We start from the raw sequence: 15,573 nt of genomic DNA, 5'->3' as shown, positions 1-15,573 counted from the left end.
CAGAAAGCGAAAGCCCGGCTCACCGAGCCGGGCTTTATTACCACTTGCGGCTTCGTGTGAAAGCCGCCCTTTTCACGATGAATTCAATGCGGATTGGTATCGCTTTGCGTTTGCCCAGCGGCCCACTGATTACCGGTCGACTGATTCCGGCCGATCATGGCACGACCGGATTCGCGAATGGCGGCCCATTCGGCTGCCGTTCGGCAGATGCGTTCCCGCCGCAATTGTCCGGTGACGCGCTCCGTGCGGCAAACCATCCGATTGGGATCGGCGTCGTTTTCCGACACCGGCTCGGTTGGCACCGGTGCTTCAGTTGCCAATGCCGGTTCGGCACCGGCGATTTGCTGTGGCTGGCCGGATGTTTCTTCGACGGAACCGGGCGCAGTTGCACAGGACGCCGCCGCAAGGCTGGCGGTGGCTACAATCAGTATTTTCACGCGACTTCCCCTATGATGCGAAGTCGAACACGGCCCCACAGCCGTTGTTTACAGGCCGAGCCTATGCGCGCCACAGACCCGGTCAACCATGATCACGACAATGTTGATTTGCGCGATAATGACGACACTTCAGTACCAAAGAAAGAGCCGGGCGGGAGACCCCGGCCGGCTCAATCTGATACGGCAAATCGTGTCGCATACGCACGATAGCCACTTGCGCGGCAGCCCTTATTGCGGGCTTTCCTGGTAGCCCGACGTCTGCCGGTTCCCAATGCTGGCTCGCCCGGCTTCGCGAATGGCTTCCCACTGGGCAGCCGTGCGGCAAATCCGCTGACGCCGCAATTGGCCCGTGACCCGCTCGGTCCGGCAAATCTGACGATTGGGATCGTCTGCATTCTCGGCCGTCCGAGTGGCCGCGGGAGCCCCCTCGGCAGCGTTCGTCTCCGCGGCCTCGACGGCCTCGGGTGCAGCTGCACTGGATGCCATGTCACCCTCTTCAGACGTGGTCGCGCAAGCTGCGACGGCCATGCCCGCTACGGCAATTAAAAATGCTCTCACACTCATTCCCCTGTATCCAAACAAATAGGATCAGAGGAACCCTCGACACCCCTGATCCGCGCTCACGGCGGACCATGGTGGATGCATCGGGGGATGTCAAAGCACTGCAGCTTACATTTTGGCAATCTGCGACTGCCCCCGGCCGTCCGTGTGGCGGGTTGTAACAAGCATCGTGCGGATTGGTGTCCGTCTGCTCTTCACCTGCCGGCCAGCGCTGTCCGGCCGCTCGGTTACGCTGGGAAGGACTGCGCTTCGCTTTGCCTTATGCCCCCGCCGCATGGCCACGCTGCGGCATATTCATTCGTGGCAAACTTGTCCGGCAGTCCGCTCACACCGGCCGGCGGCTACGCCATTCGATGCGGCGCCGGTTTCGCTCTGATCAACAAATTGTGATGTCCGGACTTCCGCGTCAGTCTTCGCCGAGGCGGCCGTTTCGGCATCCGTCATTGCCGCGCATGCGGCCAACGTCAGTTCCGCCACGGTGAGAGCGTGGCCCACACTGTTTTACCCGCCCGCATAAAGCTCGACTGTACATTCATAGTGACGGCGTTTCACGGCAATTTCATGCCGGTGATCGTCAATCTGCCCGCATGCAATGTCGTTCACAGCATTGCGGGCTTGGCCCGTTCCCGATTCGACAAACGTGTCGGGCTGTAGGTGCAAGCTATTGAGCGATTGGTATTCTCGTGAGACCGGGTTTAGCCGCCGCGAAACATATAGCCGGTGGACTGACGGTGCCGGATGCGCTCTTGTCCCGCCTCCTGGATGGCCCGCCATTGTTGAAGCGTGCGGCAGCGAAGCTCTGGAATATTCGAACCGGTAACCCGCTCGCGGCGGCACACGCGCCCCTGGCTGTCCACCATCATTCCACGAAGGATCGTCCCGTTTTCATCGGCAACGGCATTGTATTGACCTTCGGGCGGCAACCCATCGACGAAGATGTACTCGCCGACAACCTGGCCTTCCTGACGACCGGAATCAGCTGACATCGCCGCAGTCGCGGACGAAGAGCGGTCTTCACTGGGCGTCGCAGTTTCCGCGACCATGGCGCTCTGCGACGAGCCGGGCTCGCTCGCCGTCGCACAGGCTGCAAGCACGCCGCTCATCAAGAAAATGGCTGTTTTTCGCATTCTTCTCCCTCCGTATTGTCGGCCAGCGCGGGCCCTGATCTCTCCCTCAAAAATGCTGTATGGCAACGACCCACGATCGGGCTCGCCAATTGCCTAATTGCTATCGGCGGTGCCGGTCTGGCGCAGTTCCATGAACCGCCGGCCTTCCCGGGCAATCGCTTCCCACTCGGCCTGCGTCCGGCATTGCGTCTTGCGGATCCGCGACCCGGTTGTTGCCTCCACGCGGCAGACCATTTCATGACCGGCAATCCTGCCGGCAGATCCTTGATCGACCATGCGGGAGCCGTCGCGACGCAAGACCAGTACATCCTCATTTGTTTGCCCGGTGCTGACGCGCTGCGAATCGTCTGCAGCGCTCGTCGCGCACGCGGAAACAGCCACCATCCCGATGATTAGCCACATCTTGTTCATAAGCTCGATTCCTTGAATTATTTTACGAATATATGTTAGCGGTCGATCGGCTTGGGCCCCAATCAAGAAATGTTGATCGGTCGCGCGGAATGGCCCAAACATCGCCCATGCCTTCCGTTTCAGAGTATCCATGACCGTTCTCGCCGTAGTTCCTGCCCGCTTCGGGTCCACCCGTTTTCCGGGAAAGCCGCTTGCGAATATCGCCGGCCGCCCGATGATCGAACGCGTTTGGCGTCACACGGTTGCGGCTGACGGCATTGATCGTGCCGTTGTGGCAACCGATGACGAACGCATTGCCAACGCTGTGCGCGATTTTGGTGGCGAGGCGGTGATGACGCCGGGCAGTTGCCGAAACGGCACCGAACGCGCGCTGGCGGCACTCGACGCGCTCGGTGGTAACGCGGAGATCGTGATCAATGTTCAGGGCGATGCCGTGCTGACACCGCCCTGGGTGATCGGCGCGGTGCCCGTTGCCATGAAGGCCGACAAAGAGATCGCGATGGCGACACCGGCCGTGAAAATGCCGCCGGAGACCGAAGCAAAGTTCCGCGAAGCGAAAGCCGCAGGAGAGATCGGCGGAACCACCGTCGTCTTCGATAGGTCGATGAACGCGCTTTACTTCTCCAAGACCGTCATTCCGTTCCAGCGCAATCCGGAAGCCGGCACGCCGACCTGGCAACATATTGGACTCTATGGCTATCGCGCCGAGACATTGCGGCGCCTGGTGGCTCTCGATCCGACGCCTTTGGAGCAGGCCGAGAGTCTCGAACAGCTCCGCGCTCTGGAGAACGGCATCCCGATAAAGGTCGTCGCCGTCGATTACCGCGGCCGCTCGGCCTGGTCGGTGGACGCCCCCTCCGACGTCACGGAAGTTGAGGCCATTATTGCGCGCGAAGGCGAACTGGTACCGTGACGCTCCTTTTGCTCGCCCGCCATGGAAACACATTTGGACCTGGCGACAGGATTGTCTGGGTGGGCGCCCGCCAGGATCTGCCATTGGTGAAATCGGGTGAAGCGCAGGCTGCCCGCCTCGGCGAAAAGCTGCGCGAATTGAGCCTCATCCCGCAACGCATTGTCTCCGGTCCGCTCAAGCGCACGCGCCGGGCCGCCGAGATCGTCAAGGCCATCACCGCATCGGACGCCGGCATCGACATCGACAAGCGGCTGACCGAGATTGATTACGGCAGCTGGGGTGGGAAAACAGACGGAGAGATCGTCGCCCGGTTCGGGCCGGAGGCCATATCCAACTGGCGTGAAGATCACCAACGGCCGGACAATGCGGGCTGGACACCGGACGACGCTACCCTGCGGTCGAATGCGATGGCCGTGCTCGCCGGCATGGAGGCCGCCGGATCTCCCGCCCTCGTCATCACCTCCAATGGCATTTTGCGGTACTTCCATGCGGCGATCGGATTTACGGGCGATGCCAAGGTGAAGACCGGTCATGTCTGCGCGGCGCGTCATGATGGCGAACGCTGGCAGCCGCTCGTCTGGAACCGGGAACCCGAAGACGTGCCGGAGGATCTATGAGCGGACCATTGGATGGCGTGCGCGTGATCGAACTGGCCGGGATCGGCCCCGGGCCTCTTGCAGGGCAATTGCTGGCCGACCTTGGGGCAGACGTCATCTCGATCGACCGCAAGGCCGAGCCGCGACTACCCGATCGTCCAAAAGATGCGAACCGCCGCAACAAGCGCTCGGTCGCGGTCAATCTGAAAGCAGAGGGGGCTGCGGACATTGTGCTGCGCTTCTGCGAACGTGCCGACATCCTGATTGAGGGATACCGTCCCGGCGTAGCCGAGCGTCTGGGCCTTGGACCCGATGCTGTGCACGCCGTTAATTCCGCCCTGGTTTACGGGCGCCTGACCGGTTGGGGCCAGACCGGGCCACTTGCCGCCCGGGCCGGACATGACATCAATTACATTTCAATCACCGGCGCACTCGCCGCCATTGGCGAGACCGGCCGTCCGGTGCCGCCGCTCAACCTCGTCGGCGATTATGCCGGGGGCTCGCTGATGCTGGTCTTCGGCCTGATGGCGGCCCTGGTCCGCGCCAGGACGACCGGCAAGGGTGATGTCATCGATGCGGCCATGACCGACGGCAGCGCCGCCATCATGAGCCTCATCCACTCGCTCCGCGCGTCGGGCCTCTGGCAGGATCGGCGCGAAGCCAACCTGATCGACGGCGGCGCGCCCTTCTACCGGTGCTATGAAACATCCGATGGCGGGTTCATGGCGGTCGGTGCGATCGAGCCGCAATTCTTCGCCGAATTGCTGAACGGGCTGGCAGCCGATCCGTCCTGGGCCGCGAAACAATATGACCAGGCAGAATGGCCGGCCATGCAGGAGGAGTTTGCGAAGGCTTTCAAAACCCGCACCCGGGATGAATGGACCGGACGGTTCGAAGCCACGGATGCCTGTGTGTCACCGGTGCTCGATATGGCCGAAGCGCCCCGCCATCCGCATAATGAGGCCCGCGGCACCTTCCGCGAACTTGATGGCTATCCACAACCTGCACCTTCGCCGCGCTTTGCGAGCGGCAATGCCGACTTCCGGCGGGGTGCCTTCTTCCAAGGCGAGGATACGATCAACGTGTTGAAAGAGGTTGGCTACAGCGCCGAAGAGATTCAGCGGATGATCGATGCCGGACAGGTAGGGCAATCTCAATGAGCGATCAGATTGTGATCATCGGCGCGGGACAGGCGGGCGTTCAGCTCGCCGACAGCCTGCGCCGCGAGGGCCATGAGGGACCGGTCACGCTCGTCGGTGCGGAGACACAGCCGCCCTATCAGCGTCCGCCGCTCTCGAAAGGCTTTCTGCTCGATCAGATCGAAGAATCCCGCCTGCCATTGCGGCCTGATGCATTCTACCAGCAGCGGCGGATCACGACGCGCTTCGGGACGCGTGCAACGGCGATCGATCGCAGCGCCAAGACCGTGACGCTCGAGACCGGCGACACGCTGCCATACGACAAGCTCGCCCTGTGCCTTGGCGCGAAGGTCCGCATTCCGCCCATTCCCGGCATCGACAAGCCTCACGTCCTCGCCCTGCGCACGCTGGATGACAGCCTGCGGCTAAAATCGGCACTGGCCAATGCGCGCTCGGTGGCCGTCATCGGCGGCGGGTTTATCGGACTTGAGGTGGCCGCATCGGCTCGAAAACTCGGCCGGGACGTCACCATCATCGAAGCGCTCGACCGGGTAATGAAGCGCGCAGTGAGCGAGCCGGTCTCCCGCTTCTTCGAGGATTTGCATCGCACGCATGGCTCGACCCTCAGGCTGGAAACCCAGACCAAGGCCATCACTGACGACGGTATCCGGCTCGCCGACGCTTCGGTCATTACGGCCGATCTGGTCGTACTTGGCACCGGGGTCACGCCGGAGGTCGGGCTGGCTGAAACAGCAGGATTGAAATGCGATAACGGGATCGTCGTCGACACCTATGGCCGGACATCCGATCCGGACATTGCCGCCCTGGGCGACTGCGCCCAACACCCCAATCACCTGACCGGCGAAGCGTTGCGTCTTGAATCCGTACAGAACGCCATCGATGCGGCCAAGGCTGTGGCAAAGACCTTCACCGGTTCGCCCGAACCCTACACGGCCGTGCCCTGGTTTTGGTCCGACCAGTTCGACATCAAGCTGCAAATGGCGGGCCTGTCGCAAAATACGGACACCGCTGTCACGCGCGGCGATCCCGCCTCGCGATCCTTCTCGATTTTCTATTTTCGCCTCGGTCAGCTAATGGCCGCCGATTCCATCAACGCGCCGGCCGATCACATGGCGGCCCGGCGGATCCTCGCCAATGAAAACCGGTCCATAAAGCCGCAGGATGCCGCCGATCCGGAATACGATCTCAGGACGGCGTTCTAGACCGCCATTGCCGGCGTATTCATCAGCCCGCGTTCAGCGCGCCAGGCGAGCTGCCCCATCTTCGCTGTCGCGGCGATGGCCGCAGTCATTGCGATAGCTTGCAGGGCCATAGCGGCCTCGCGGGGGATATCCATCAACCCCGAAACGGCCCAGATAAACGCCCAGCTCGTCGCCATTACTTCGCTGCCGACGAGAACGATCACCGCCAGCACGGTCAATACCGCATAGACGCTCATCACCGGCGTCCGCGGGGCGGCCTGACCTGGGTCAGCCGCCGTAACCAAGATTGTCATGAAGGGTCCTACCCGACTCAAGGCGCCCGGAATGGGCACATTGAGAAAATAAGATCGGCCGATCCGGCCAACAAGAGGGATCGTTCAGACTTTCCCGGTTACCGGCACGAGGGCTCCGGTGACAGCCTTGGCCGCATCGGACGCCAGGAACAGCATTACCGAGGCCAGATCCTCTGGCGCCACCCAGTCGCCCGGATCGGCCTCCGGCATGTCGGACCGGTTCTGCGGCGTGTCGATGATCGACGGGAGGACGGCATTTACCGTCACATTTGTCGATTTGAGCTCCTCCGCTAGAGCCTCGGTCAGCCGCATGACCCCGGACTTCGACGCGGCATACGCGCCCATACCCATGCCCGCCTTGACGGCGCCCGCTGCGCCGACATTGACGATCCGGCCCGCCGGTGCGGCCTTCAGATAGGGCAGTGCCATCTTGCACGCCGTCGCCGCTGTCTTGACATTGATGGAGAAAAGAAAGTCCCAGCTGTCGATATTTCCGTCTTCCAGCGTCTCCCAGCGGAACCCCCCGGCAATATTCAACAGCGCATCAAGCCGACCATATTTCTTGACGATGGCGTTGAACAGGTCGGCCGCCGCCTCGGCCTGGGTCAGATCGACGCCGCCCATCGCCTCGACACCGTCGGGAAAACCCTCTCTCGGACCATCCGCGCGGTCGATAGCAATGACCGTCCAGCCTGCACCTTTCGCGGCGCGGCAGACGGCCTCTCCCAGAATGCCGAACCCGCCGGTGATCGCGATGACCTTGCTTGCCATGACTGCCTCCTCGAATGGGCCCGGACACTAGCGCGTCGCGCGCGCGGAGCAAGCCGCCCGGCATGGAATGACCCGCATTGCGCCGGAAGAATGTCACAAATCGGGGGGATGAAGTTGCGGCCCAGTCGTGGGAAGATGGGGCACCGGGGAAGGACAGGGAGAGGATCATGTCTCAACGGATTATCGGGTTCGGTGCGCTTACAGGCGTACTGGCAATGGCGCTGGCCGCGTGTTCGCAGGACACAACGCCGGAAGGCGAGATCGCCCGTGAAGGGATTGAACTGGCCGACCGTTCAGCGGACGCACCGCGGCCGGAGCCTGAATATCCGGACCGCTTTGAATACCTCCGCTACCGGATTGATCTCTCCAACGCCCAGCCCGCAGCCTGCTTCGTATTCTCCCAGGCGCTCGACCCGACCGTTGATTACGCGCCCTATGTGGAACTTGATCCGCCTGTGAATGTAGCCCTCCGCATTGACGGTGCATCGCTCTGCCTTGGCGGTCTGACCTTCGACGACCGTCCCGAAATCACCCTGCTCGAAGGGCTTCCAGCCGCCGACGGCGATGCGCTCGCCACCAGCGAAACCTCTCAAATCGAGTTTGGCGACCGGCCATCCTATGTCGGCTTCTCCGGCGACGGTGTGATCCTGCCTCGCATTGATGCCGACGGCATTCCCATCGAAACCGTCAATGTCGACGAAGTCGAAATCGAGATTCTGCGCATCACCGATCGTGCGCTCGCCTTCCGGGAGATCACCCAGGGCTTCACGGCCGCACAAGACGATTGGGGCTATCTCTACGGCGAGGAAAGCCCGTCCGGTGTCGGCCGCGAAATCTGGCGCGGCACGATGGACACATCCGGCGAACCGAACGCACCGGTGATCACGGTCATGCCGCTCGCCGAGACGATCGGCGTGCTGGAGCCGGGCGCCTACTTTGTCCGCCTGAGCGATGCCACCGTCGATGAGGAAGAAAGCCGCCCGGCACGTTCCGAGCGCTGGTTCGTGATCACCGACCTCGCCTTGACCTCCTATGTCGGCCTTGACGGTATGGATGTGACCGTCCGTTCCCTTCAGACCGGCCGCATCGTCGAGGACGTGACCGTCCAGCTGATCGCCAATTCCAATGAGATCCTCGCCAGCGCGGAGACCGGCGAAGATGGCCGCATCCGGTTTGACGATCCGCTGACCAATGGCACCGGCGCCAACGCACCGCGATTGCTGCTGGCCTACGGCCAGGATGGTGACTTCGCCGTGCTCGATCTCGAACGCGCGCCGGTCGACCTCTCCGAACACGACATCGGCGGCCGCAACGCGCCGGACGGGGCGGACGCCTTCGTCTATCTCGATCGCGGTATCTACAGACCCGGCGAAACGGTTCATGCAACTGCGCTGATCCGCGACCGCGAGGCCAACGCCATCGACGACCGCGCCGGCAGCTTCATTCTGTACGCCCCCAACGGAATCGAGGCGCACCGCTACAGATTCGATGAAGCCGCCCAGGCCGGCGGTTTGCAACGCGACTTCGGCATTCCGGCCGCCGCGGCTCGCGGCATCTGGCGCCTCGCTCTGGAACTCGACGGCATCGGCGTCATCGGCCGCGCCAGTTTCTCGGTCGAGGATTTCGTCCCGCAACGCATCGAGCTGGCGATCGAAGCCGATGGCGATACGCCGCTCCGCACCAATGAAACACGGCCCGTCGAAGCGGATGTCCGCTTTCTCTACGGCGCACCGGGGGCCGGATTGCCGGTCGAGGGCGAAGTTCGGATTGAGGCCGATCCGTCGCCTTTCGACGCCTATCCGGGCTACAGATTCGGCCTGCATGACCAGGCTTTCCAGCAAATCGCTTACGATCTGCCGGACGCCATCACCGACGGAGCCGGTCGTGCTGTCTTGGCGCTGGATGTCGGCACGCGCGGCGAGGAGGCTACCCAGCCCTTGCGGGCGCGGGTCGTGGTCTCGGCGATCGAGCCCGGCGGACGGCCGGTGCGCGACGATATTCGCCTGCCCTATCGCCAGCGCGATCTCTATGTCGGCCTGCAGCCGGACTTCGACGGGAGGCCCGAACGCGAGTCCGAGAACCGGTTCAATGTCGTGTCGGTGGATGCCGACGGCACACCCGTCGATGCCCGCCTGTCATGGCAGCTCACACGGCGTGACGACCGCTATGACTGGTACCGCGAAAGCGGTGGCAATTGGCGCTGGCGCCGCACAAGCTTCACCGTTCCTATCGAGAATGGCGTCGTCGAAACCGGCGGCGAAACAGCGCAGATCAACACGCCGCCGCTCGACTGGGGGAATTACCGGCTGGAGGTCACGGGCCCGGATGGCGCCGCGGCCAGCTATGGTTTCTGGGTCGGCTGGGGCCGTGTGGCACAGGACGGTGTCGAAGCGCCCGACCGCATCCGCATCGCAACCCCCGAGGTCGCGCCGGATATCGGCGATACGGCACAAATCAGCCTGCAAGCCCCTTATGCCGGCGAGGCCGAGATCGTCGTTGCCACCGATCGCGTCATTGCCAGCTATTCGATCAGCCTGCCGGAAGGCGGCACCGGCTTCACCCTGCCGGTCACCGAGGATTGGGGCACCGGCGCCTATGTTATGGCGACCGTCTATACGCCGCGCGATGCCGCCGCCCAGCCGCGCCCGCGGCGCGCCGTTGGCGTCGCCTATATTCCGGTCGATACGACGGACCGCACAATCGATCTCGCCTTCGACATGCCGGACCTCGTGCGGCCAAACCAGACCATTGCTGTTGAGCTCGAAGCCTCGCGCAACACGCGCAATGCCTTCGTCACGCTGGCAGCGGTCGATGAGGGCATCCTGCTGCTCACCCGGTTTGCTTCGCCCGATCCGATGGACTGGTTCTTCGGACAGCGCGCGCTCGACGTATCGCTCTATGACGATTACGGGCGCCTGCTCGACCCCAATCAGGGCGCGGCGTCCCCGGTCCGGTCGGGCGGCGACCAAATCGGCGGCGCCGGTCTGACCGTTGTGCCGACACAGACCGTCGCGCTGTTCTCCGGCCCCGTCGAGTTTGACCGCAATGGCAATGCCACGCTGCCAATCGACATCCCGGACTTTAATGGCGAGCTGCGCCTGATGGCCGTCGCCTGGTCGGAAACCGCCATTGGTGCGGCCTCGCAGCCCTTGACGGTACGCGATCCGGTGCCGGCCGAACTGATCCTGCCGCGCTTCCTCGCACCCGGCGATACCGCGCAGGCCACGCTCACAATCGACAATGTCGAAGGCGCAGCGGGGGATTATGTCGCGGTCTTTTCAAGTGAGGGGCCCGTCAGTTTCGATGCACCGCGAGACGGCGCCGCGATGGAGCCCGGAGAACGCCGCGACGCCAGTGTTGGCCTCATGGCAGGCGATATCGGCATTGCCCGGTTGACCATGGACGTCGAAGGACCCGATCTGGAAGTGTCCTCGTCCTACCCGATCCAGGTCCGCTCCGCCTTCATGCCGCAAGCCCGCTATTCGCGGATCGCGCTGGGCGCGGGCGAAAGCTGGTCTCCGGACCCCGCAGCGCTTGCCGAGTTCAACTCTGGCGACGCAGAATTTCAGGTCAGCTTCTCCGCTATCCCGATGGATGCGGCGGCCATCTACGAGAACCTGTCGCGATATCCCTTTGGCTGTACTGAACAACAGACCAGCCGCGCTTTGCCGCTCCTCTATGCAGCCGACATGGCGGCGCTCGCCGGCCTCGATCCGGATACCGAAATCCGCGCGCGGGTCCGCGAAACCGTTGAAATCCTGTTGAACCGTCAGGGCTCGGACGGCGCGATCGGCCAGTGGCGCATGGGAGACCGCTATGCCGATGGTTGGCTCGGCGCCTATGCGGTCGACTTCCTCGCCCGCGCCGATGCCGCCGGTTATGACGTGCCGGATGCCGCATTGGATCGCGCTTATGCGGTGCTCGCACACATTGCGCGCGGCGATTTCTATCGCGCTGGCGGATACGACACCGATCTGCGGCGCGGCCCATGGCAACGCGACACTCAGCAAAGACTGAATGATCGCAGCCAGGCTTATGCCTTCTACGTCCTGGCGCGCGCCGGCCGGGTCGATGTCAGCCGCCTTCGGTATTTCCACGACAATCGGATCGAAGAGATCGACAGCCCGCTGGCGCGGGCCCATGTCGGCGCAGCGCTGGCAATGGTGGGAGACCGCTCGCGGAGCCACAACGCGTTCAACCTGGCCGAGGATGCGCTCGGTTATGCCAATCCGGGCGACTATTACCAGACACCCCGCCGCGATCTGGCCGGCGTGCTGGCGCTGGCAGCCGAAGCCGGTGATCGGGAACGCGTACAGCGCCTCGGCGATAGGGTCGCCACCGAATTGCCGGTAATAGACGATCTCACCACGCAGGAAATGGCGTTCCTGTTGCTGGCCGCAAACGCTCTGACGGAGGAGGGTGATGAGGTCGATATCGGCGTGGAGGGCGCCGTCTCGGTGATCACCGAGGACCGCAGCTATGCACTGTCGCCGGGCGATCTGGCCGAGGGTGCGAGCTTCACCAACACAGCGGACAACCCGGTCTGGCTGACCGGGGTGGCCCGCGGCACGCCGGCCGAGGCGCCGGAACCCGCCGCCAACCTGTTGTTTGCGCGAAAATCGATCTGGAACACGGATGGCACGCCAGCTGACCTGTCCTCAATCGTCCAGGGCGACCGTCTGATCGTCTCGATCGAGATCGGCAATCCGGAACAGCGCCGTGCTCCCCTGATCGTGGCTGACCTGTTGCCGGCCGGGTTTGAGATCGAAGCGGTCATTCAGCCGAATGAGGCGGGCGAGACGGGCGTCTATAGCTGGCTCGGACAGATCGACAGCGCGCGCTTGCAGGAGGCGCGCGACGATCGCTATGTCGCGGCCGTCGAGGTCTATGGCCGCCGCAATGAGCGGTATGCCTATTCGGTGCGGGCCGTGACGCCGGGGCGGTTTACGCTTCCGGGTCTCGTCGTCGAGGACATGTACCGTACGGACGTGTTTGCACGCACCGAAGCGGGCGAGGCGGTGATCCGGGAACGCTGATGCACCGCGTCCTGACAGCCTGGATTGCCAGCGGCGCGCTGGCGCTGACGGCCAGCCTGGTTGTCATCGTGATCGACCGGCTGTTCCCGCCGCCCGCCCTCGGCGAACGGTCGGTCGTGGTCACCGATGCGCGGGGACAAATGTTCCGCGCCTTTCCGGTCGAGGACGGGCGCTGGCGCCTCGCCGCCGATCTGGACGCCATCGACCCGGCCTTCATCTCGGCTCTGATCGCGATCGAGGACGAGCGCTTTCATCAGCATCGCGGCGTGGATCCGCTGGCGGCCGTCCGGGCCGCCATCAACGCGCTTCGCGCCGGCGAGATCGTATCGGGAGCCTCGACCCTGACCATGCAGACGGCGCGCCTCTTGGAACCGCGCCCGCAGCGCAATCTCGGCTCAAAGCTGATGGAGAGCTGGCGCGCGCTTCAGCTCGAACGACGGTATTCGAAGGACGAGATTCTCGAAACCTATCTCACGCTCACGCCTTACGGCGGGAATCTTGAAGGCGTGACAGCCGCAAGCTGGGCCTGGTTCGGCCACGCGCCGGACCGCCTGACGCCGGCGCAGATCGCGCTTCTGATCGCCCTGCCGCAAGCCCCGGAAGCACGGCGGCCGGATCTTCGCCCGGACAATGCCCGCCAGGGCCGCGCCCGCATTCTCGACCGCCTGGCACGCGGCGGGCAGTTGGCCGCCGATATCGCTCAGGAATCGCGAAACGATCCCATCCCGGTGCGGCACGATTTTCCGGCGATGGCCTGGCATGCCAGCGATGCGCTGCGCGTCAGCGCGAACGGCGATGCCCCGTGGATTGTCTCGACGCTCGACTTCGCCCTCCAGGCGGATGCGGAACGGCTCGTGCGGGCGGCAGCCGAGACCGCCGGTGCTGACGTACAGATTGCGCTTCTTGTGGTCGAGAATGACACGCGTGCTGTCCGCGCGGCCGTCGGCTCGGCCGGCCGCGACAGAGCCGGAGGATGGATCGATCTGACCGACCGGCCAAGGTCGCCCGGATCGACCCTGAAACCCTTTATCTACGGCATGGCGTTCGACGATGGCTTGGCCGCCCCGCACACCCGCATCACCGATGCTCCGCGCCGTTTCGACAGCTACATGCCGGAGAATTTCGATCGCGTTTTCCGCGGCGAGGTCACCATTGCCCAGGCGCTGCAGCATTCCCTGAACGTCCCTGCCGTCGAAACGCTCGATGCCGTCGGCGCGAGCCGGTTTGCAGCCGGACTGCGCTTCGCCGGCGCCTCGCCCGCAATAGCGGACCGGGCCGAAACCGAAACCGGCCTCGCCATTGCGCTCGGCGGTGCGGGCCTGACCGTGCGGGATCTCGCCACCCTGTATGCCGGCCTCGCCAATGAGGGCGAAGTCCGTCCGCTGGTTTGGACCCAATCCGGGATCGATTCGCAGGCGCCAGGCATGCAGATCCTGAGCGCGGAGTCGGCGGGTGAGATCCTGTCAATCCTGCGTGGCGCGCCGCAACCCGACGGACGGGCACCTGCCCGCCTGACCAGTGAGGCGCCGGCCATCGCTTTCAAGACGGGTACGAGCTGGGGATATCGCGATGCCTGGGCCGCCGGGATCGGCGCCGGCCACACGGTGATCGTCTGGGTCGGACGGGCCGATGCACGCCCCAGGACCGGCCAGACGGGACGCGAAGCCGCCCTGCCCATCCTGTTTGATGTATTCGATCTGCTCCCCCGCGACGCGGCAGAGCGTGAAAACAGGGATGCCTGGCGGCTCGAACAAACCACACCGGACGCGCTCCAGCGATTCCGGCGCAATCCGGCACCGGAAATCCTGTTTCCGCCGCACGAAACCGAAGTCTGGATGGAGAATGACGGCCGCGGCTTTGTCCTGGCCGGACGTGGTGAAAGCGCGCTGAGCTGGTTTGTCGACGGCGAACCTGTGGCGCTCAATGCTGCGGGCGAGCCGCTTTGGCACCCGGGCGGCCCGGGCTTCTATGCCGTGCGCGCGGTGGATCGATCCGGCCGATCGAGCCTATCAAGCGTGCGCGTCGTCACGCCGGACGGCTAGCCCATAAAGAACGCCCCGCCCGGAAAACCGGACGGGGCGCCATTCCAGATCGGGCCGCAGCCCGGTCAGGTTTTATTGACGGCCGAGGATACGGCTCTGCGCCGCACCGTCATAGCTGTCTTCATGGGTGTCGAAATCGACCCCGCCGGAATGATCCTGATAGGACATTGGCGTGCGCGAACGCTCCACCGTCGGCGCGTTGAAATGCGGCAGTTCGATTTCTTCGCAGTCCATCATCCGCCACTCATAGCGCTCGGACTGAACCAGGCGGTAACGCGTGATCGTTTCGGTCCGGCCTTCGACCGTGCGGCTTTCGACGGTGGCCGGCTGGACGAGGACTTGCGTCACATAGCTATCATACTCGGCCGGGATCGGAATTTCTTCCACACGGCCTGGCTCGACCATCACTTCACGGGTGATCGAGCTGTACTCGGCGGCGACGTCGATCTCATCGATGCGGGCCGGCTGGACGACGACATTGCGGGTCACCGTGCGGTATTCGCCCGGCTCTTCGACCAGACACCAGACTTCGCCGGTTTCCGGATCGTAGCGGGTAATTTGAGCGCCCGGCACGCGGCCACGCTGCCAAACCATCCGCGGCTCGCGGACCAGAACCTGCTCCGTCACCGTCTCATGGACAGCCGGACGCACGACATATTCGGTGTAAGCCGGGCGGACGAGCACCGATTCGGTGACCGTCTCATAGACCGGCTGGTGCACGATGTAACGAACGCCGGCATCGCGCGACACATATTCCTCGATACGCTCTTCGAGGCGCGGCGGCGCGACATCGTACGCTTCATAAGCGTCCGACGACGTAATCGTTTCGGTGTAAGGCTCGTAAACCGGCTCGATGCGAACCCGAGCATAGCACTCACCCGGCGTGGCATGAGTCGGCGGCTCCGATGGGAACCAGGACATGTCGTCGGCAGCAGCAGCGCCCGCGGCCGACCCAGCGATAAGGACGGCAGAACCGCCAAGAAGAATACGACGAAGCATCAGTTGAGATCCCCCCAAAGAATAA

At 63.9% G+C, this 15,573-nt stretch carries 13 protein-coding genes; 6 read left to right on the top strand and 7 right to left on the bottom strand.

Translation table 11 applies throughout. From position 1 onward, the window contains the following. Positions 1-83 precede the first annotated feature (83 nt). The 4 genes from ACO08C_RS10135 to ACO08C_RS10120 all read right to left on the bottom strand — a co-directional run bounded on the left by ACO08C_RS10135 (position 84) and on the right by ACO08C_RS10120 (position 2,668). Positions 84-437, bottom strand: a complete 354-nt coding sequence (locus ACO08C_RS10135; protein WP_421785395.1) for a hypothetical protein — start codon at positions 435-437, stop codon at positions 84-86. 228 nt (positions 438-665) lie between these two features. Continuing rightward, positions 666-1,001, bottom strand: a complete 336-nt coding sequence (locus ACO08C_RS10130; RefSeq protein WP_421785393.1) for a hypothetical protein — start codon at positions 999-1,001, stop codon at positions 666-668. A 692-nt stretch (positions 1,002-1,693) separates the two neighbouring features. After that, positions 1,694-2,125 carry a hypothetical protein gene (locus tag ACO08C_RS10125; RefSeq protein ID WP_421785391.1) on the bottom strand — a complete coding sequence of 144 codons (432 nt, stop codon included), beginning with the start codon at positions 2,123-2,125 and terminating at the stop codon, positions 1,694-1,696. Between the two features lie 93 nt (positions 2,126-2,218). After that, positions 2,219-2,668, bottom strand: a complete 450-nt coding sequence (locus tag ACO08C_RS10120) for a hypothetical protein (RefSeq protein ID WP_421785390.1) — start codon at positions 2,666-2,668, stop codon at positions 2,219-2,221. Between ACO08C_RS10120 and kdsB the strand changes: the two genes are divergently transcribed. From kdsB to ACO08C_RS10100, 4 genes are read left to right on the top strand one after another with little or no spacing between them, the layout of a single operon-like run. After that, positions 2,667-3,449 (top strand): 3-deoxy-manno-octulosonate cytidylyltransferase, encoded by a 783-nt coding sequence (gene kdsB / locus ACO08C_RS10115; RefSeq protein ID WP_421785389.1) that lies wholly within the window; start codon positions 2,667-2,669, stop codon positions 3,447-3,449. The genes ACO08C_RS10120 and kdsB overlap by 2 nt on opposite strands. Beyond that, on the top strand, positions 3,446-4,066 hold the full coding sequence (locus ACO08C_RS10110; RefSeq protein ID WP_421785388.1) for a histidine phosphatase family protein: 621 nt from the start codon (positions 3,446-3,448) through the stop codon (positions 4,064-4,066). The genes kdsB and ACO08C_RS10110 overlap by 4 nt, the downstream gene beginning before the upstream one ends. Continuing rightward, complete coding sequence (locus ACO08C_RS10105; RefSeq protein ID WP_421785387.1) at positions 4,063-5,205, top strand: CaiB/BaiF CoA transferase family protein; 1,143 nt, start codon at positions 4,063-4,065, stop codon at positions 5,203-5,205. The genes ACO08C_RS10110 and ACO08C_RS10105 overlap by 4 nt, the downstream gene beginning before the upstream one ends. Continuing rightward, positions 5,202-6,407 (top strand): NAD(P)/FAD-dependent oxidoreductase, encoded by a 1,206-nt coding sequence (locus ACO08C_RS10100; protein ID WP_421785386.1) that lies wholly within the window; start codon positions 5,202-5,204, stop codon positions 6,405-6,407. The genes ACO08C_RS10105 and ACO08C_RS10100 overlap by 4 nt, the downstream gene beginning before the upstream one ends. Here the strand turns inward: ACO08C_RS10100 and ACO08C_RS10095 are convergent. Further along, on the bottom strand, positions 6,404-6,700 hold the full coding sequence (locus ACO08C_RS10095; protein WP_421785384.1) for a hypothetical protein: 297 nt from the start codon (positions 6,698-6,700) through the stop codon (positions 6,404-6,406). The two genes, ACO08C_RS10100 and ACO08C_RS10095, sit on opposite strands and share 4 nt — an antisense overlap. An 84-nt stretch (positions 6,701-6,784) precedes the next feature. Beyond that, the gene (locus tag ACO08C_RS10090) at positions 6,785-7,471 is read right to left on the bottom strand and encodes an SDR family NAD(P)-dependent oxidoreductase (RefSeq protein WP_421785382.1); all 687 of its coding nucleotides are present in this window, start codon (positions 7,469-7,471) and stop codon (positions 6,785-6,787) included. Between the two features lie 167 nt (positions 7,472-7,638). Here ACO08C_RS10090 and ACO08C_RS10085 point away from each other — a divergent pair, with 167 nt between their 5' ends. Continuing rightward, the gene (locus ACO08C_RS10085) at positions 7,639-12,507 is read left to right on the top strand and encodes an alpha-2-macroglobulin family protein (RefSeq protein ID WP_421785380.1); all 4,869 of its coding nucleotides are present in this window, start codon (positions 7,639-7,641) and stop codon (positions 12,505-12,507) included. Continuing rightward, positions 12,507-14,549: a penicillin-binding protein 1C gene (gene pbpC, locus ACO08C_RS10080; RefSeq protein WP_421785379.1), complete on the top strand. Its 2,043-nt coding sequence runs from the start codon at positions 12,507-12,509 to the stop codon at positions 14,547-14,549. Before ACO08C_RS10085 ends, pbpC begins: the two co-directional genes overlap by 1 nt. Positions 14,550-14,621: 72 nt before the next feature. On the opposite strand, the gene ACO08C_RS10075 is transcribed toward pbpC, so the two are convergent. After that, positions 14,622-15,548 carry a hypothetical protein gene (locus ACO08C_RS10075; RefSeq protein ID WP_421785377.1) on the bottom strand — a complete coding sequence of 309 codons (927 nt, stop codon included), beginning with the start codon at positions 15,546-15,548 and terminating at the stop codon, positions 14,622-14,624. Positions 15,549-15,573 lie beyond the last annotated feature (25 nt).

The sequence above is a fragment of the Hyphobacterium sp. genome (assembly GCF_965229905.1).
Lineage (GTDB): Bacteria > Pseudomonadota > Alphaproteobacteria > Caulobacterales > Maricaulaceae > Hyphobacterium.
This window is presented reverse-complemented; position numbering and strand designations above follow the sequence as displayed.

Coding starts and splice junctions, on each gene's coding strand:
- ACO08C_RS10125 (WP_421785391.1), bottom strand. CDS start 2,125: ATGCGAAAAACAGCCATTTTCTTGATGAGCGGCGTGCTTGCAGCCTGT.
- ACO08C_RS10090 (WP_421785382.1), bottom strand. CDS start 7,471: ATGGCAAGCAAGGTCATCGCGATCACCGGCGGGTTCGGCATTCTGGGA.
- ACO08C_RS10105 (WP_421785387.1), top strand. CDS start 4,063: ATGAGCGGACCATTGGATGGCGTGCGCGTGATCGAACTGGCCGGGATC.
- ACO08C_RS10100 (WP_421785386.1), top strand. CDS start 5,202: ATGAGCGATCAGATTGTGATCATCGGCGCGGGACAGGCGGGCGTTCAG.
- ACO08C_RS10075 (WP_421785377.1), bottom strand. CDS start 15,548: ATGCTTCGTCGTATTCTTCTTGGCGGTTCTGCCGTCCTTATCGCTGGG.
- pbpC (WP_421785379.1), top strand. CDS start 12,507: ATGCACCGCGTCCTGACAGCCTGGATTGCCAGCGGCGCGCTGGCGCTG.
- ACO08C_RS10095 (WP_421785384.1), bottom strand. CDS start 6,700: ATGACAATCTTGGTTACGGCGGCTGACCCAGGTCAGGCCGCCCCGCGG.
- kdsB (WP_421785389.1), top strand. CDS start 2,667: ATGACCGTTCTCGCCGTAGTTCCTGCCCGCTTCGGGTCCACCCGTTTT.
- ACO08C_RS10085 (WP_421785380.1), top strand. CDS start 7,639: ATGTCTCAACGGATTATCGGGTTCGGTGCGCTTACAGGCGTACTGGCA.
- ACO08C_RS10120 (WP_421785390.1), bottom strand. CDS start 2,668: ATGGATACTCTGAAACGGAAGGCATGGGCGATGTTTGGGCCATTCCGC.
- ACO08C_RS10130 (WP_421785393.1), bottom strand. CDS start 1,001: ATGAGTGTGAGAGCATTTTTAATTGCCGTAGCGGGCATGGCCGTCGCA.